General features: G+C 68.4%; 15 protein-coding genes. 10 read left to right on the top strand and 5 right to left on the bottom strand.

Annotated features, from left to right (window positions below):
• Position 1: 1 nt before the first annotated feature.
• The 4 genes from JW364_RS04185 to ectA form a co-directional block, all read right to left on the bottom strand.
• Complete coding sequence (locus JW364_RS04185; RefSeq protein WP_068972577.1) at positions 2-880, bottom strand: Sir2 family NAD-dependent protein deacetylase; 879 nt, start codon at positions 878-880, stop codon at positions 2-4.
• Positions 881-928: 48 nt separating this feature from the next.
• Positions 929-1360: an ectoine synthase gene (locus tag JW364_RS04180; protein ID WP_058250063.1), complete on the bottom strand. Its 432-nt coding sequence runs from the start codon at positions 1358-1360 to the stop codon at positions 929-931.
• Positions 1357-2628, bottom strand: a complete 1272-nt coding sequence (gene ectB / locus JW364_RS04175) for a diaminobutyrate--2-oxoglutarate transaminase (RefSeq protein WP_068972586.1) — start codon at positions 2626-2628, stop codon at positions 1357-1359. The genes JW364_RS04180 and ectB overlap by 4 nt, the downstream gene beginning before the upstream one ends.
• A 228-nt stretch (positions 2629-2856) precedes the next feature.
• Positions 2857-3384 (bottom strand): diaminobutyrate acetyltransferase, encoded by a 528-nt coding sequence (ectA, locus tag JW364_RS04170; RefSeq protein ID WP_068972576.1) that lies wholly within the window; start codon positions 3382-3384, stop codon positions 2857-2859.
• A 164-nt stretch (positions 3385-3548) separates the two neighbouring features.
• Here ectA and rsmD point away from each other — a divergent pair, with 164 nt between their 5' ends.
• From rsmD to mutM, 6 genes are all read left to right on the top strand, one after another.
• Positions 3549-4100, top strand: coding sequence for a 16S rRNA (guanine(966)-N(2))-methyltransferase RsmD (gene rsmD, locus JW364_RS04165; RefSeq protein WP_068972575.1), 552 nt, complete (start codon positions 3549-3551; stop codon positions 4098-4100).
• Positions 4101-4116: 16 nt separating this feature from the next.
• Positions 4117-4605, top strand: a complete 489-nt coding sequence (coaD, locus tag JW364_RS04160; RefSeq protein ID WP_068972574.1) for a pantetheine-phosphate adenylyltransferase — start codon at positions 4117-4119, stop codon at positions 4603-4605.
• 118 nt (positions 4606-4723) lie between these two features.
• Positions 4724-5593: a DivIVA domain-containing protein gene (locus JW364_RS04155; protein WP_058250067.1), complete on the top strand. Its 870-nt coding sequence runs from the start codon at positions 4724-4726 to the stop codon at positions 5591-5593.
• Positions 5594-5686: 93 nt separating this feature from the next.
• On the top strand, positions 5687-6319 hold the full coding sequence (locus JW364_RS04150; RefSeq protein WP_171011583.1) for a DUF177 domain-containing protein: 633 nt from the start codon (positions 5687-5689) through the stop codon (positions 6317-6319).
• On the top strand, positions 6312-7037 hold the full coding sequence (gene rnc / locus JW364_RS04145; RefSeq protein WP_065628999.1) for a ribonuclease III: 726 nt from the start codon (positions 6312-6314) through the stop codon (positions 7035-7037). The genes JW364_RS04150 and rnc overlap by 8 nt, the downstream gene beginning before the upstream one ends.
• 33 nt (positions 7038-7070) lie before the next feature.
• A complete protein-coding gene (gene mutM, locus JW364_RS04140) occupies positions 7071-7982 on the top strand; it encodes a bifunctional DNA-formamidopyrimidine glycosylase/DNA-(apurinic or apyrimidinic site) lyase (RefSeq protein WP_165630198.1) in 912 nt (303 codons plus the stop codon).
• 36 nt (positions 7983-8018) lie between these two features.
• Here the strand turns inward: mutM and JW364_RS04135 are convergent, their stop codons facing one another.
• Positions 8019-8897 (bottom strand): hypothetical protein, encoded by an 879-nt coding sequence (locus JW364_RS04135; protein ID WP_083229499.1) that lies wholly within the window; start codon positions 8895-8897, stop codon positions 8019-8021.
• 134 nt (positions 8898-9031) lie between these two features.
• Between JW364_RS04135 and JW364_RS04130 the strand changes: the two genes are divergently transcribed.
• The 4 genes from JW364_RS04130 to ftsY are packed head-to-tail and all read left to right on the top strand — an operon-like array spanning position 9032 to position 15005.
• Positions 9032-9490, top strand: coding sequence for an OsmC family protein (locus JW364_RS04130; protein WP_058250071.1), 459 nt, complete (start codon positions 9032-9034; stop codon positions 9488-9490).
• A gap of 4 nt (positions 9491-9494) precedes the next feature.
• On the top strand, positions 9495-9785 hold the full coding sequence (locus JW364_RS04125) for an acylphosphatase (RefSeq protein WP_068972345.1): 291 nt from the start codon (positions 9495-9497) through the stop codon (positions 9783-9785).
• Positions 9786-9828: 43 nt separating this feature from the next.
• Positions 9829-13437, top strand: coding sequence for a chromosome segregation protein SMC (gene smc, locus JW364_RS04120; protein WP_068972344.1), 3609 nt, complete (start codon positions 9829-9831; stop codon positions 13435-13437).
• Positions 13434-15005 carry a signal recognition particle-docking protein FtsY gene (ftsY, locus tag JW364_RS04115; protein ID WP_068972343.1) on the top strand — a complete coding sequence of 524 codons (1572 nt, stop codon included), beginning with the start codon at positions 13434-13436 and terminating at the stop codon, positions 15003-15005. Before smc ends, ftsY begins: the two co-directional genes overlap by 4 nt.
• Positions 15006-15045 lie beyond the last annotated feature (40 nt).

Raw genomic sequence — 15045 nt, 5'->3', positions numbered from 1 at the left:
GTCAGAACGTCGCCAGCGCCGGGAGCACGAAACCGGCCTCGTGATCGATCTTCAAGGTCGCGATCTCGTCGGCACGGGTGACCCCGCGGTTCACGATGATCAGCGGCTTGCCGGCGCGGTGCGCGCGCCGCGCGAATCGCAGGCCGGACATGACGGTGAGCGACGACCCGACGACAAGCAGGGCGTCGGCCTCGTCGACCACCGAATACGCCTCGTCCACAACGTCTTTCGTGACCGTCTCGCCGAAGTAGACGATGTCGGGCTTCAGGATGCCGCCGCAGTTCGGGCAGTCGATCATCATGAAGTCGGACGTGTCGGACAGGGTGGCGTCGGCGTCCGGCGCGACTTCGATGGCACCGCGGCCGCTGACCCGACGCGCGAACTCGGTGTTGATCTCTTCGAGTTGTCCGGCGAGCCGGTGACGGGAGATACGCCAGTCGCAGTTCACACAGCGGACACGGCCGTAGCATCCGTGGAGTTCGATGACCCCGCGGGTGCCGGCCTTGGTGTGCAGCATGTCGACGTTCTGGGTGAGCACCCGCGACATCCACCCGCGCTGCTGGAGTTCGGTGAGCGCCAGATGGGCTCTGTTGGGGACCGCGGCGTCCATGTGCCGCCAGCCGAGGTGGTTGCGTGCCCAGTAGTGGCGTCGGAAGTCCGGCGACGAGAGGAACATCTCGAGGGTCATGGGCGTCCGCGGCGGCGAGCCGGGACTCCGGTAGTCGGGGATGCCGGAGTCGGTGGAGATGCCGGCGCCGGTCAGAACCGCGAAACGGCGTCCGGCGAGGATGTCGGCGGCCAGTGCGATCCGGTCCGCGACGTCATCGTCGAGGGGGGTGTGTTCGGCCGGGGCGGAGCCGAGCTGGAGACGAGTACGCACCCTGCCCAGGATAGGCAGGGTGCGTACTCGAGGTGTCTGCGAGAGCCGTCAGGTGACGGGCGTCTCCGCGTGCTTGCCGGCCGGCTGCGGCACGGTCACCAGCGGATACACGCCGTTCTCGTCGTGGACTTCGGTGCCCACGACAGGCGGGTTGAACACGCACAGCATGCGCATCTCGGTGTCGGCGGTGACGGTGTGCCGCTCGTGGCCGTTCAGCAGGTACATCGTGCCCGGCGCGAGCGGATAGGTCTCGCCGGTCTCTCGGTCGAGGAGCGTGCCGGTGCCTTCGACGAGCCAGACGGCCTCGACATGGTTGGCGTAGTGGAACTCGTTGACCGAGCCGGCCTTGATCGTGGTCTCGTGGAACGAGAAGCCCACATTGTCGCCGCCGAGGATGATGCGCTTGGAGACCCAGTTGCCCTTGGGGTCGGCGACGTCGCGGTCGGTCCCGGTGATTTCTTCAGTGGTTCGGACGATCATCCGAGCACCTCCTTGACTGCATCGGACAGGATGGACAGGCCGCGGTCGAGGTCCTCGCGCGAGATGGTCAGCGGCGGGAGCAGCTTGACCACCTCGTCGGACGGGCCCGACGTCTCGGCCAAGAGTCCCGCGCCGAAGGCCTGCGCGCAGACCTTGCCCGCGGCGGTATGGTCCTCGAACGCGAGTCCGCGCACCATGCCACGCCCCCGGGTGGAGATGCCGTCGTAGCGGTTGCACAGGTCGGTGAAGACCTCGTGGATCCGCTCGCCCTTGGCATGGATGTCGCGGGTCAGCGCGTCGTCGGCCCAGTAGGTCTCGATCGCCTTGGCGGCGGTCACGAAGGCCGGGTTGTTCCCGCGGAAGGTGCCGTTGTGCTCGCCGGGGGTCCACACGTCGAGCTCGGGCTTGAACAGGGTCAGCGCGAACGGCAGCCCGTAGCCGCTGATCGACTTCGACAGTGTGACGATGTCGGGCTTGATGCCGGCTTCCTCGAACGAGAAGAACTCGCCGGTGCGGCCACAGCCCATCTGGACATCGTCGACGATCAGCAGGATGTCGCGTCGCCGGCAGAGATCCGACAGTGCCCGCAGCCACTCGGCACGAGCGACGTTCACGCCGCCCTCACCCTGGACGGTCTCGACGATGACCGCCGCCGGGCGGTTCAGGCCGCTGCCGGAGTCGTCGAGCACACGCTCGAACCAGGCGAAGTCCTCCATGACGCCGCCGAAGTAGTTGTCGAAGGGCATGGGCGTCGCGTGGACGAGCGGGATACCAGCGCCGGCACGCTTCATCGAGTTACCGGTCACCGACAGCGATCCGAGCGTCATGCCGTGGAAGGCGTTGGTGAAGCTGATGATCGACTCGCGACCGGTCACCTTGCGCGCCAGCTTGAGTGCCGACTCGACGGCATTCGTACCGGTGGGGCCGGGGAACTGGATTTTGTAGTCGAGTCCGCGCGGCTCGAGGATGTGACTGGTGAACTTTTCGATGAAGTTCCCCTTGGCGACGGTCGCCATGTCCAGACCGTGGGTGATGCCGTCGGCCTCGATGTACTCGAGAAGGGCCTTCTTCAGGACCGGGTTGTTGTGGCCGTAGTTCAAGGACCCGGCGCCCGCGAAGAAGTCGAGGTATTCGCGGCCGTCCTGATCGGTGATGTAGGAGCCCTTGGCGGTGGTGAACACAGCCGGCCAGTTACGGCAGTAGCTGCGCACCTCGGATTCGTGGGCGGTGAAGACTGAATCGTCCATGTGGGTGTCGAGAAGTGGCATGTCGTGTGCTTCCTTCTGGTGTGACAACGTGGGGTTCATGTGCCCGGCTCGAGGTCGCCTCATCGCGATCGCCGGGTTCGGCTGAGCCCTACGGGCTGGGGTCGGCCTTTGGTCGGGATGTCATGCGGGACTACCGATTACGGGGTCGGCAGGATGGAAACCTAGCGCGCGTGCCGCATCTGAGGCGTCGGCCCTGTGGTCATGGCGACGACCGGGATCGCGCAGGACTCAGGGCTCGGGGATCTCCGGCTCGAGCATGTAGAGATCTTCCGGCTCGTGGGAGTCGGGGAATGCGTTCGCCGCGAACAGGTCTCGACGTTCGAAACGAAGTCCGCGGGCCTTGGCCACCGAGGCGAACAAGCGTTGGGACGGGACGTTGTCCGGGCTGATCGTCGTGTGCATGGCGACCATGCCCTGACGGTTGACGCGGTCGAACAGCTCGTGCAGCATGGTCGCCGCGATGCCGTGTCCGCGCACCTCGTCGTCGACGGCGACCTGCCAGACCATCAGGGTGGAGGGGTCGCTCTGCCGCCGGTAGCCGGTGACGAAACCGACTGCGCGGCCATCGACTTCGGCGACGATCGAGGTGGTGGCGAAGTCGTGGCACCACAGCACGTAGGAGTAGCTCGAGTTGACGTCGAGAACCTGAGAGTCCGAAGCGATTTCCCAGAGGCGGATACCGTCGTCGACCGTGGGAACCCGGTAATCGACGGTGAGGGTTGTTGTCGGGGCCGTTCTTGTTTGGGAAGGGCTCATAACGCAAACGACGTTAACAATGCGTGTCGTAGAAGTCATGTACCTGCGGAAATTGGTCCGCGGAACGCCTACCTTGTCCCTGTTCAGACATACAATGTGAAGCGGGTCACAAAGACGTGAGTCCGGATTGGTTCGGGTGGCTTCCGGGATTGCAGAATGGCCTCATGACGAGGATCATCGCCGGCCGGCTGGGTGGGCGGCGACTGCGTGTTCCGGGCGAGGGTACCCGGCCCACTTCTGACCGGGTCCGCGAATCGGTGTTCAACATGTTGGCCGCCCGATCCGATCTGGACGGAGTCTGGGTCCTCGACCTGTACGCGGGATCGGGGGCGCTGGGTCTCGAGGCGATCTCGCGTGGTGCTGCAGGGGCGACGTTCGTCGACTCCGGGCGCCGGGCCGCGGTCACGATATCCGCCAACGTGCGGGCCTGTGGGGTGGCCCCGAACGCCACCGTACATACGCGCACGGTGTCGGCCTACCTCGCCGGCGCCGCGGAACGGCGGTTCGGCCTCGTCTTCTCCGATCCGCCGTACGACCTCCGGGCCGACCGGATCACCGCGGACCTGGAGCTACTGCGGTCACACCTGGACGACGACGCGCTGATCGTCGTCGAACGCTCGACGCGGTCCACCGGCGAGATCTGGCCATCCGAGTACGAGGTGGTCGTCGACAAGTCCTATGGCGACACCCGGGTGGAGATCGCCCGCCTGGTCTGACCGGTAAGTTCGGGCCATGACGACGGCAGTGTGTCCCGGTTCCTTCGATCCCTTCACCCTCGGTCACCGATACGTGGTGGAACGCGCTGCGGCGTGTTTCGACGAGGTCGTGATCACCGTGGTGGTCAACCCCAACAAGCGCGGCATGTTCGGTGTGGACGAGCGGATCGAACTCATCGAAGAGGACTGTGCGGACCTGGCGAATGTGCGGGTGGACCGGTGGGAGGGCCTGCTCGTCGATTACCTGCGGCAGGAGTCGATCCACACCATCATGAAGGGGCTGCGCTCCGCCGTCGACTTCGACTACGAGGTGCCGATGGCCCAGATGAACCGCGAGCTCGCCGATGTGGAGACGATCTTCCTGCTGACCGACCCACGATTCGCCCACGTCTCGAGCTCGCTGGTGAAGGAGGTGGCGAAGTTGGGTGGAGACGTGACGCCATTCTTGTCCGCACATGTCCACAAGAGCCTGATGAGCCGGTTGTCCGGCGAGCGCTCGGCCTGACCCACCGGTCGGGCGCGACACACCCCACGCGCTTCACGAGTCACAAGCGCAACATTCGGCACAATAGTCACAGAATCACCAACTGTTGCAACCAGGCAAGCGCCGGATTGGGGTGGCTGTGTACCGGGTATTTGAGGCTCTCGACGAGCTGGTCGCGATCGTCGAAGAGGCGCGGAGTGTGCCGATGACCGCCGGGTGCGTCGTGCCGCGCGGCGACGTGCTGGAACTCCTCGACGACATCAAGGACTCCATCCCCGGCGAGCTCGACGACGCGCAGGACGTCCTCGACCAGCGTGACACGCTGATCGGTGATGCCCGCGAGCACGCCGAGACGACGGTGTCCAAGGCGGATTCGGAGTCCGAGGCGGTGCTCGCGCACGCTCGCGCCGAGGCCGACCGGATCCTCTCCGAGGCGAAGGCGCAGGCCGACCGTATGGTCGACGAGGCGAGCGCGCACTCGGGCTCGCTGGTGGAGGACGCCGCCGAGGAGGCACACCGTCTGCAGACCAGCGCGGCGCGCGAGTTCGAGGCCGTCACCGGCCGGGCGCGGGCCGAGGCGCAGCGCACCATCGACGCCGCCAACAACTCCTACGACAAGTCGGTGGCCGACGGTATCGCCGAGCAGCAGCGCCTCGTCTCCGAGACCGAGGTCGTCGGCGCGGCGAAGTCCGAGGCCGAGCGGATCATCGACGCCGCCCACGCCGAGGCCGACCGCCTGCGCGGTGACTGTGACGTCTACGTGGACGAGAAGCTCGCGCAATTCGAGGAGATCCTGACCGGCACGCTGCGATCGGTGAACCGGGGTCGGCACCAGCTACGGACCGGCGCCGGCATGCACGACTATGTCGAGTACCCCCGTGGTGTCGACGAGTCCGGGCGTGGCGACGGTGCGCGTTCGCGCGAGTCCCGTGGCGACGATCCCCGCTCGCGCGAGACCTCGGCCCGCCACACCTACGACCGCGACCACGGTTCGCCGCTCGCGGTGTGACACGCTCGTCGACCCGGCTGTCCACACGCCGCCGGCGTCGGTCGATCATTCCCGGGTGCGAGCGTATGGTGGGCGTTTGTGGCTGATCATGCTGTGACATCAGAGCCGTCGCACGGTCCCGGTTCTACTCCCAGGCGCGAGCCCTTCGTGCTGGATGTGCGTTCGATGGGACGCCGCCCGGGCACGATGTCGGAGGTGCACCGTACTGTCCGGACACCCGAACGGCTGGGCGTCGAGATGGTCGGGATCCCAGCGGATTCCGATGTCGACCTCGACCTCCGTCTGGAGGCGGTGTCCGAGGGAATCCTGGTGACCGGGACGGTGTGCGGTGAAACCGTCGGTCAGTGCTCGCGCTGCCTCGAGCCGATCGACGGCACGGTGACGGTCTTCCTCACCGAGTTGTTCGCCTACCCGGACAGCGCGACCGAGCAGACCACCGACGCCGACGACATCCATCGCATCGCCGACGACCGTATCGACCTCGAACAGTCGATCATCGACGCCGTGGCACTCGAACTGCCGATGTCGCCCCTCTGTTCGTCGGACTGCGAGGGTCTGTGCCAGACCTGCGGGGTGCGTCTGGCCATCGCCGAACCGGGTCACTCCCACGAGGTCATCGACCCGCGCTGGGCCGGACTCGCCGACAAGTTCGCCGACCTCGGGAAGGACGATTCGCCGACGGACGGTGCCGCAAACGACCCCGACCCGGAACGACATCGTGACTGAGGCCGTGCGTGCGGACGGTCCGCGTGCGGCCCTGCTCGACGCGCTGGACACCGACATTCCCGACGACCTGCTGACGCTGGCACTGACCCATCGTTCCTACGCGTATGAACACGGCGGTCTGCCGACCAACGAGCGCCTGGAGTTCCTCGGGGACTCGGTGCTCGGTGTCGTCATCACCCAGCGTCTCTACCTGCGTTATCCCGATCGACCCGAGGGCGAGCTGGCGAAGATCCGGGCCAGCGTCGTCAACATGCATGCGCTCGCCGACGTCGCGCGTGGTCTCGGGGACGAGGGCGGTCTGGGCAAGTACCTGTTCCTCGGCCGCGGCGAGGAGATGACCGGCGGGCGCGACAAGGACTCGATCCTGGCCGATGGTCTGGAGTCGCTGTTCGGCGCGGTCTTCCTCAGTCACGGACTCGAGACCTCGCAGCGCGTCATCCTGCGTCTGTTCGACGAGCGCCTCGAACGTGCCGGCAACCTCGGCGCAGGGCTGGACTGGAAGACGTCGCTGCAGGAGTTGAGTTCGGAGCGCGGGTTCGGTCCGCCGCAGTATCAGATCAGCGCGACCGGTCCCGACCACAACAAGGAGTTCACCGCGACCGCGCTGGTCGCCGGCGAGAGCCTCGGCGAGGGTGTCGGCCGGACCAAGAAGGAAGCGGAGCAGCAGGCCGCCGCACACGCCTGGAAAGTGCTGACCGAGCGCGCGTCGGCGTCGTGAACCCTTCTGTCAGCCGGCTTTTCGCGATCTGCGATGCCTGAACTCCCCGAGGTCGAGACCGTCCGCATCGGTCTCGAGACCCATCTCGTCGGTCGGGTGGTGGCCTCGACCGAGGTCCTTCATCCGCGCGCGGTCCGTCGTCACGCCGGCGGTGAGCCGGATCTGATCGGTCGGCTCGCCGGCAAGCGGGTGACCGGCGTCCGGCGCCGCGGCAAGTACCTGTGGATCGATGTCGCCGACTCCGCCGACCGTGCGGCGCTCGTCGTCCACCTCGGGATGAGTGGCCAGATGCTGATCGCCCGGACCGGAACTCCCGATCACACGCACCTGCGGATCCGCGCGGTCCTCGACGACGAGAACGAACTCCGCTTCGTCGATCAGCGGACCTTCGGGGGTTGGCATCTCGACGACTACACACCCGATGTGTATGCGCCCTCGGGGAGTACGGACACGACCGACCCGTCGCCCGCCGACATCCCGGTCTCGGTGGCGCACATCGCAACCGATCCGTTCGACCCGGCCTTCGATCCCGTCCGCGTGGTGGATCGCATGCGCGCCAAACACTCCGAGATCAAACGGGTCCTGCTGGATCAGACGGTGATCTCCGGCGTCGGCAACATCTACGCCGACGAAGCGCTGTGGCGCGCACGTCTGCACGGCTCGCGGATCGCCGAGACGATCAGTCGCAAGAAACTGCGCGAACTCATCGATGCCGTCACCGACGTGATGGCGGATGCGCTGAAGGTCGGCGGTACCTCGTTCGACGCGCTCTACGTGAACGTCAACGGACAGTCCGGCTACTTCGAGCGGTCCCTGAACGCCTACGGACGGGCGGGGGAGCCGTGTCGTCGGTGCGGCGCGATCATGCGCCGCGAGCAGTTCATGAACCGTGGCTCGTTCTCGTGTCCGCGATGCCAGCGGGCGTCGAAGGCGAACCCGGGCTGACCGTCCGGTATCCGCGGCGGTGCTGCATCGGGAGTATCAGGCCTGGCGTTCGAGGCGGTAGTGCAGGCGAAGCGCCCGGAATCGTCCGACCTTCAACTCATGATCGGTGCGGAGTACGCCTTCCTCGTCGACGTATACCCGGAACGACTCCGCCAGTGTCGGCTGCGCCGAATACCACTGATCGCCGAACAGGACCGACACGTAGGCGCCGTCCGCCCCGAATCGTCGAGAGCGGGATGTCAAGGTGAGCGCCCCGTCGGCCTCGGCGCGTGGAGCAAGGAAAACGTGGATGTTGCCGAGTTCCAGGGGAAACGCGACGGCGACGTGCGGCTGCGGTTGTCCTGGAAGCGAAGCCGATCGATAGAACCCGCTGTACACAGGGGAATTGTCCAGGCGGAGCCGTCGCAGCCACGCCGCGCCCACTCTGTGTCCTGAGTGGTCGGTGACGACCCGGATCTCGCTGGACATGCCACGGCTGACAGATAGCGGTTCGGTCGGCAGAGCGAGTTGTTCGACGCGCCGCCCGAACAACGCTGCGACCGCCATCCCGCCGGGTGCGAACAGCGGGTTCCACTGCGACCAGACCTCCATCCGCCACGATCCGGTCCGTTCGTAGAAGTCTCGCACCGCGGGGTGCAGCGCTGATGCCCGGAAGTCCGGTCCGTCGAGCACTGCCATGTCTTCGAACAGGCCGGCGGTCGGCGACGGCGGCGCGACCGCACCCTGCTTCTCGTACTGGCGCAGCCAGGCGTCGCCGACCTCGTGCCGGCCATTGTGCGGCGCGCCCAGGAATGCGAACTCAGGCGTCGACATGTCGACCCGCCGGCCGACCGCTCGCCACCACCGACGGCTCAACGGATCCAGCACGTGCATCGTCGGTCGGTGGGTCCTCGTGACTGCGGTTCTGCGACGCATGCGGAAGACCCTAGCCACCAGGCAGACTCACCTCGGCAGACATGCGCCGGGAACAATCGACGTGCCGGGGCTCTTACTATTGGTCGCGATGCCGGCGGCGCCGGCCGACAACATCTTGAGAGGACCCGTCTTCGATGACCACCGAAGCAACTGCCCCCGCGTCCGGGGTTCCCGCCGACCAGGCCCACACCGATCTGTGGGTCGAGCGAACCGGCACGCGCCGGTACACCGGTCGCAGCTCGCGCGGCGCGGAGGTGCTGATAGGCTCGCAGGACGTCGAGGGCGTCTTCACCCCGGGTGAACTTCTCAAGATCGCGCTGGCCGCCTGCACCGGCATGTCGTCGGACCGGCCGCTGGCGCGACGCCTCGGTGACGACTACGACGCGACGATCCGCGTCAGCGGCGACGCCGACCGCGAGAACGAGGTGTACCCGCGCATCGAGGAGATCCTCGAGATCGACCTGTCCGAACTCGAGCCCGACGCCGCGGCCCGGTTGCTCGTCGTCGTCGAACGCGCCATCGACGCGGTGTGCACGGTCGGGCGCACGGTGAAGGCCGGCGCCGAGGTGGATCTGCGGATCGAGACGGAGTGACCGCATGAGCGAGGACGGCACCGACCGCGTCCGGCTCACCGCGCACGTCCACGGGCACGTGCAGGGCGTGGGCTTCCGCTGGTGGACCAGAGCGCGTGCTCTCGAACTCGGGCTCGTCGGCTACGCGTCGAACCAGGCCGACGGCCGGGTGCTGGTCGTTGCCGAGGGGCCACGGGACAAGGCCCTCGCCCTGCTCGACGCGCTCCGGTCGGGAACCACGCCCGGACAGGTGGACCTGGTGGTCGAGCGTGTGGATGAACCGCGCGGGGACCTCGACGGCTTCGTCGAACGGTGAGGAGAGCCGAAACACGTCGCGATGGTGAGTAGTCTGTACCGTCGTGCACCTCAAAAGCCTGACCCTGAAGGGCTTCAAGTCGTTCGCCTCGGCGACGACCCTGCGCTTCGAGCCGGGTATCACGTGCGTCGTCGGCCCCAACGGCTCCGGTAAGTCGAACGTCGTCGACGCCCTGACCTGGGTGATGGGCGAGCAGGGCGCCAAAGCACTGCGCGGCGGGAAGATGCAGGACGTCATCTTCGCCGGCACCTCGGGCCGTCCTCCGCTGGGCCGCGCCGAGGTCACCCTCACCATCGACAACGCCGACGGTGCGCTGCCGATCGAGTACTCCGAGGTGTCCATCACGCGCCGGATGTTCCGCGACGGCGCCGGCGAGTACGAGATCAACGGCAGTTCCTGTCGCCTCATGGACGTGCAGGAGCTGCTGTCGGACTCCGGTATCGGTCGCGAGATGCACGTGATCGTCGGCCAGGGACGGTTGTCGGCGATCCTCGAGTCCCGGCCCGAGGACCGCCGCGCGTTCATCGAAGAGGCGGCCGGGGTCCTCAAACACCGCAAGCGCAAGGAAAAAGCGGTCCGCAAGCTCGACGCGATGCAGGCCAACCTGGCGCGTCTGAACGATCTGACGGCCGAACTCCGTCGTCAGCTCAAACCACTGGGACGCCAGGCCGAGGTCGCCCGCCGGGCCCAGACCGTCCAGGCCGATCTCCGCGACGCACGGTTGCGCCTGGCCGCCGACGACCTCGTCACCCGCCGCGCCGAGATGGCCGAACACGCCGCCGTCGAGGACGAGGTCCGGCGTCGGCAGGACGAGGTGGCCGCCGAACTCGACCGTGCGAACGCGGAAGTGACCGAACACGAACAGCATCTCGCCGAGATCACGCCCGCCGCGGCCGCGGCCAACCGCGCCTGGTTCCGGTTGTCGGCGCTCGCCGAGCGCGTCGACGCGACCCGCCGGGTGGCCGCCGAACGCAGCCGGTACCTCAGCGAGCCGTCGAGCGAGGCGTCCGGGCCCGACCCGGAGGAGCTCGACGAGCAGGCCCTCGAGGCCGCCGAACTCGAAGCCGAGCTGACCGAGGGTGTCGAGATCGCCGCCGAACAGCTCGAGAGCGCCCGCGAGGTGCTTGGCGAACGCGAGTCGATTGCGGAGGCCGCGGAGGCGGCTCACCTCGCGGCTGTCCGCGCCATCGCCGACCGTCGCGAGGGTCTGGCGCGCCTCGAAGGGCAGGTGGACAACCTGCGGACGCGCTCGGAGTCGGTCGACGCCGAGGCGCAACGCCTCACCGCGGCCATCTCGGCCGCCACCGAACGCGCCGAAGTCGCAGTCACGCAACAGGATTCGGCGGCAAGCGAGCTGGCACAGCTGGAAGCCGCCGAACAGGCGCTCGACGAACACCACGAACGATGCGTGGCCGCGCTGAACCTGTCCAACGAGCGCGTGGCCACCCTGCAGGCCGCACACCGCGACGCCGAGCACGCCATCGCCTCCTTGTCGGCCCGGGTGGACGCACTCGCCATGGGACTCGAGCGGGGCGACGGCGGCGCATGGCTCCTGGAGAACGCGCCCGACGGCCTGCTCGGACCGATGTCGGAGCTGGTCACGGTCGAAGCGGGTTTCGAGACGGCCATCGCCGGGGCGCTCGGACCCGCCGTGGACGGCATCGTCACCGTGGACGGGATCGCCGCGGTGCGGGCGCTGGCGGCCCTGAAGTCGGGCGACGGGGGACGGGCCGCGCTGATCTGCGGCGGACTCACCGGCCCGGACCGATCGACCGACGTGGCGCTGCCCGACGGGGCGAGGTGGGCGGCCTCGGTGGTCGACACCCGGCCGGAGATCCGCGGTGCGATCGACACCGTCCTGGCCGACACCGTCATCGTCGACGACCCTGCGCAGGGGCTCGAACTCGCCCGCCGTCTTGGGGTGCGCGCGGTGACGCCCGCCGGCGACCGCATCTCGGCGGCGTCGGTCGAGGGCGGTTCGTCACGCCGCCCCTCCACGCTGGAGGTCCAGTCGGCGATCGATGCGGCGACCGCCGAACTCGCCTCGACCCGCAGGCGCGTCGAAGAACTCGAGGCGGCGCTCGCCGGTGCGCTCACCGAGCAGCACGATCGGCGGGAGGCGGCCGAGGAGGCGCTCGCGGCGCTGCACGAGTCCGACGCCGGCGTCGGCGCCGCTTATGAGCAGATGGCCCGGCTGGGCCAGGAGATCAGAGCCTCGCGTGCCGAGGCCGACAAGCTGACCCGACAGCGCAACCTGCTCGAGAAGGGTCGCGAGGAAACCCTCGAGAACCTGCAGGAACTCACCGAGCGATTGCGTCTCGCCCGCGATGAGTCCGAGGTGGGGACCGAGATGTCCGCCGACGACACCGACCGCGCGAACGCCGCGACCGCCGTCGGCGTGGCACGCAGCGCCGAGATGGAGGCGCGCCTGACCTTGCGGACAGCCGAGGAACGCCTGGCATCCGTCCGGGGCAAGGCGGACTCGCTGCGGCGGGCCGCACAGCGCGAGCGCGAGGCACGCGAGCGGGCTCGTCGGCAGGACGAGATCCGACGCCAGGCCGCGGGCGTGGCGGCAGCCGTCGAACGCGCCGGTGCACAGGTCAGTGAGCGTCTCGCCGCGGCCGTGGCCTCGGCGCAGGCCGGGCGCGACGAACTCGAGGAGATCCGGACCGCCCGCACCGCGACCCTCGACGCGCTCCGGGTCCGGGCGGGCGAACTGACGACCACCCTCAATTCGCTGCGCGACACCGTCCACCGCGACGAGGTGGCGCGGGCCCAGGTCGCGCTGCGGATCGAACAGCTCGAAGAGCAGGTCCTCGAGACCTTCGCGATGGCGCCCGACGATCTGATCGCCGAATACGGTCCCGACGTGCCGATGCCCCCGTCGGCGCTGGAGATGGCCGAGTACGAGCAGGCCCGGGAACGCGGCGAGCAGGTCGTCGCACCGGCCCCGATGCCCTACAACCGGGCTACACAAGAGGCCCGCGCCAAGAAGGCACAGAAGGATCTCAACACGCTCGGCAAGGTGAACCCGCTGGCGCTCGAGGAGTTCGCCGCTCTCGAAGAGCGATACAACTTCCTGTCGTCGCAGCTCGAGGACGTCAAGGCGGCCCGCAAGGACCTCCTCGACGTCGTGGAAGAGGTCGACGCCCGGATTCTGCAGGTGTTCACCGAGGCGTACGCCGACGTGGAACGCGAGTTCGGCCAGGTCTTCCAGACCTTGTTCCCCGGCGGCGAGGGCCGGCTCGTCCTGACCGAACCCGGCGACATGCTCACGACGGGCATCGAGGTCGAGGCGCGTCCGCCCGGTAAGAAGGTCAAGAGGCTCTCGCTGCTCTCGGGCGGGGAGAAGTCGCTGACCGCGGTCGCGATGCTGGTGGCGATCTTCCGCGCCCGCCCGTCGCCGTTCTACGTCATGGACGAGGTCGAGGCCGCGCTCGACGACACCAACCTGCGGCGACTGATCACGTTGTTCGCCCAATTGCGGGAGAAGTCGCAGCTCATCGTCATCACCCACCAGAAGCCCACGATGGAGGTCGCGGATGCGCTTTACGGAGTCAGCATGCGCGGCGACGGCATCACGACGGTCATCTCGCAACGCATGCGCGGAGTGAACATGCCCGTCGGTCAACAGGAGGACACCAGCCAGTGAACACCGGAATCATCATCGGCATCGTCGTTGCGGTGCTCGTCGTGATCGCGCTGATCGTGCTGGGGCTGGTGCTGTCGCGCCGCCGGCGCATCTCGCTGACCGACGAGCGGCAACCGGAGATCGTCGACGGGACGACCCGCCAGGTCGACCGGTCCGGGGGCTACCAGGCCGGATCGGGGTTCAGCTTCAGTCGCGGGGAGGCCGCGGGTGACACCGCCCTCGCGGAACCGCCGCGACGGAGGCCGGAACCCCCGGCTCCGGAGTCTGCGACGCCGGCACCCGAGGTGATCCGGCCGCCCGGAGAGCGCACCGATGTCGACGGTCAGCCGGGCGTCGGTGACGACTCCGCGGTGCCGCGGGATTCGATCCGGCGCGGCGTCACCGAGGTGTCGCTGCCCGAGCCGGACACCACCGAACCCGAGACCGCAGAACCTGCCACCGCCCGCCCCGAAACCGTCGAGCCCGAGACGGCGAAGCCGGACGTGGCCGAGCCCGCGTCCGCCACAGCCGCAACCGCCGCACCCGAGGTCACCGAACCCGAACCGGCCACCGCCGAGCCGGCAACGACCGAGCCGGCAACGACCGAGCCCGGGACCCGGGTACCCGACGATGTCGCGGAGGCGACCACCGCGCCGCCGCTGGACGAGATCGCGCCGACGGCGGGCCGGATCGGTCGGCTGCGCGGCCGGCTGTCCCGGTCACAGGGCGCGATCGGCAAGGGTGTGCTGGGCCTGCTGGGCGCCGGCGATCTCGACGAGGACAGCTGGGAGGAGATCGAGGACACGCTGGTGATGGCCGATCTCGGTGCGTCCACGACGGCCACCGTCGTCGAGACCCTGCGCACCGAGCTCGCGGCCAACCCGGTCCGCACCGCGGGTGAGGCCCGGGCGTTGCTCAAGCGGGTCCTGGTCGAGCAGCTCGACCCGACGCTCGACCGGTCGATCCGGGCGCTGCCACACGCGGGCCGTCCCGCCGTCGTCCTAGTCGTCGGCGTCAACGGCACCGGCAAGACCACCACGACCGGCAAGCTGGCACGCGTCCTGGTCGCCGACGGGCGTCGTGTCCTGCTCGGCGCGGCGGACACGTTCCGCGCGGCCGCCGCCGACCAGCTGCAGACGTGGGGCGAGCGGGTCGGCGCCGAGATCGTGCGCGGCAAGGAACAGGCCGATCCCGCCGCCGTCGCATTCGACGCCGTCGACCGGGGCATCGAGAGCGGCGTCGACGTGGTCATGATCGACACCGCCGGCCGGCTGCACACCAAGACCGGCCTGATGGACGAGCTGGGCAAGGTCAAGCGCGTCGTGGAGAAGAAGGCGCCGGTCGACGAGGTACTGCTGGTGCTCGACGCGACCGTCGGACAGAACGGCCTGATGCAGGCCCGGGTGTTCGCCGAGGTCGTCAACATCACCGGCGTGGTGCTGACCAAGCTGGACGGCACCGCCAAGGGCGGCATCGTGTTCCACGTCCAGAAGGAACTCGGCGTGCCGGTCAAGCTCGTCGGACTGGGGGAGGGCGCGGACGACCTCGCGCCCTTCGAACCGGACGCATTCGTCGACGCCCTCCTCTGACGCCGGCGGACGCTGCCGTGAAGTCGGGATCTGTGATCGG

Origin of the sequence: Gordonia sp. BP-119, assembly GCF_016924115.1 — a bacterium.
In the GTDB taxonomy this organism is placed as follows: Bacteria; Actinomycetota; Actinomycetes; order Mycobacteriales; family Mycobacteriaceae; genus Gordonia; species Gordonia hongkongensis.
The sequence above is the reverse complement of the archived record's forward strand: the minus strand, read 5'-3'. Positions and strand labels throughout refer to the sequence as shown.

Bases quoted from the DNA above. Each gene is read 5' to 3' on its own strand.
- JW364_RS04180 (WP_058250063.1), bottom strand. From the start codon at position 1,360: ATGATCGTCCGAACCACTGAAGAAATCACCGGGACCGACCGCGACGTC.
- ectB (WP_068972586.1), bottom strand. From the start codon at position 2,628: ATGCCACTTCTCGACACCCACATGGACGATTCAGTCTTCACCGCCCAC.
- ectA (WP_068972576.1), bottom strand. From the start codon at position 3,384: ATGAGCCCTTCCCAAACAAGAACGGCCCCGACAACAACCCTCACCGTC.
- rsmD (WP_068972575.1), top strand. From the start codon at position 3,549: ATGACGAGGATCATCGCCGGCCGGCTGGGTGGGCGGCGACTGCGTGTT.
- coaD (WP_068972574.1), top strand. From the start codon at position 4,117: ATGACGACGGCAGTGTGTCCCGGTTCCTTCGATCCCTTCACCCTCGGT.
- mutM (WP_165630198.1), top strand. From the start codon at position 7,071: ATGCCTGAACTCCCCGAGGTCGAGACCGTCCGCATCGGTCTCGAGACC.
- JW364_RS04135 (WP_083229499.1), bottom strand. From the start codon at position 8,897: ATGCGTCGCAGAACCGCAGTCACGAGGACCCACCGACCGACGATGCAC.
- JW364_RS04130 (WP_058250071.1), top strand. From the start codon at position 9,032: ATGACCACCGAAGCAACTGCCCCCGCGTCCGGGGTTCCCGCCGACCAG.
- JW364_RS04125 (WP_068972345.1), top strand. From the start codon at position 9,495: ATGAGCGAGGACGGCACCGACCGCGTCCGGCTCACCGCGCACGTCCAC.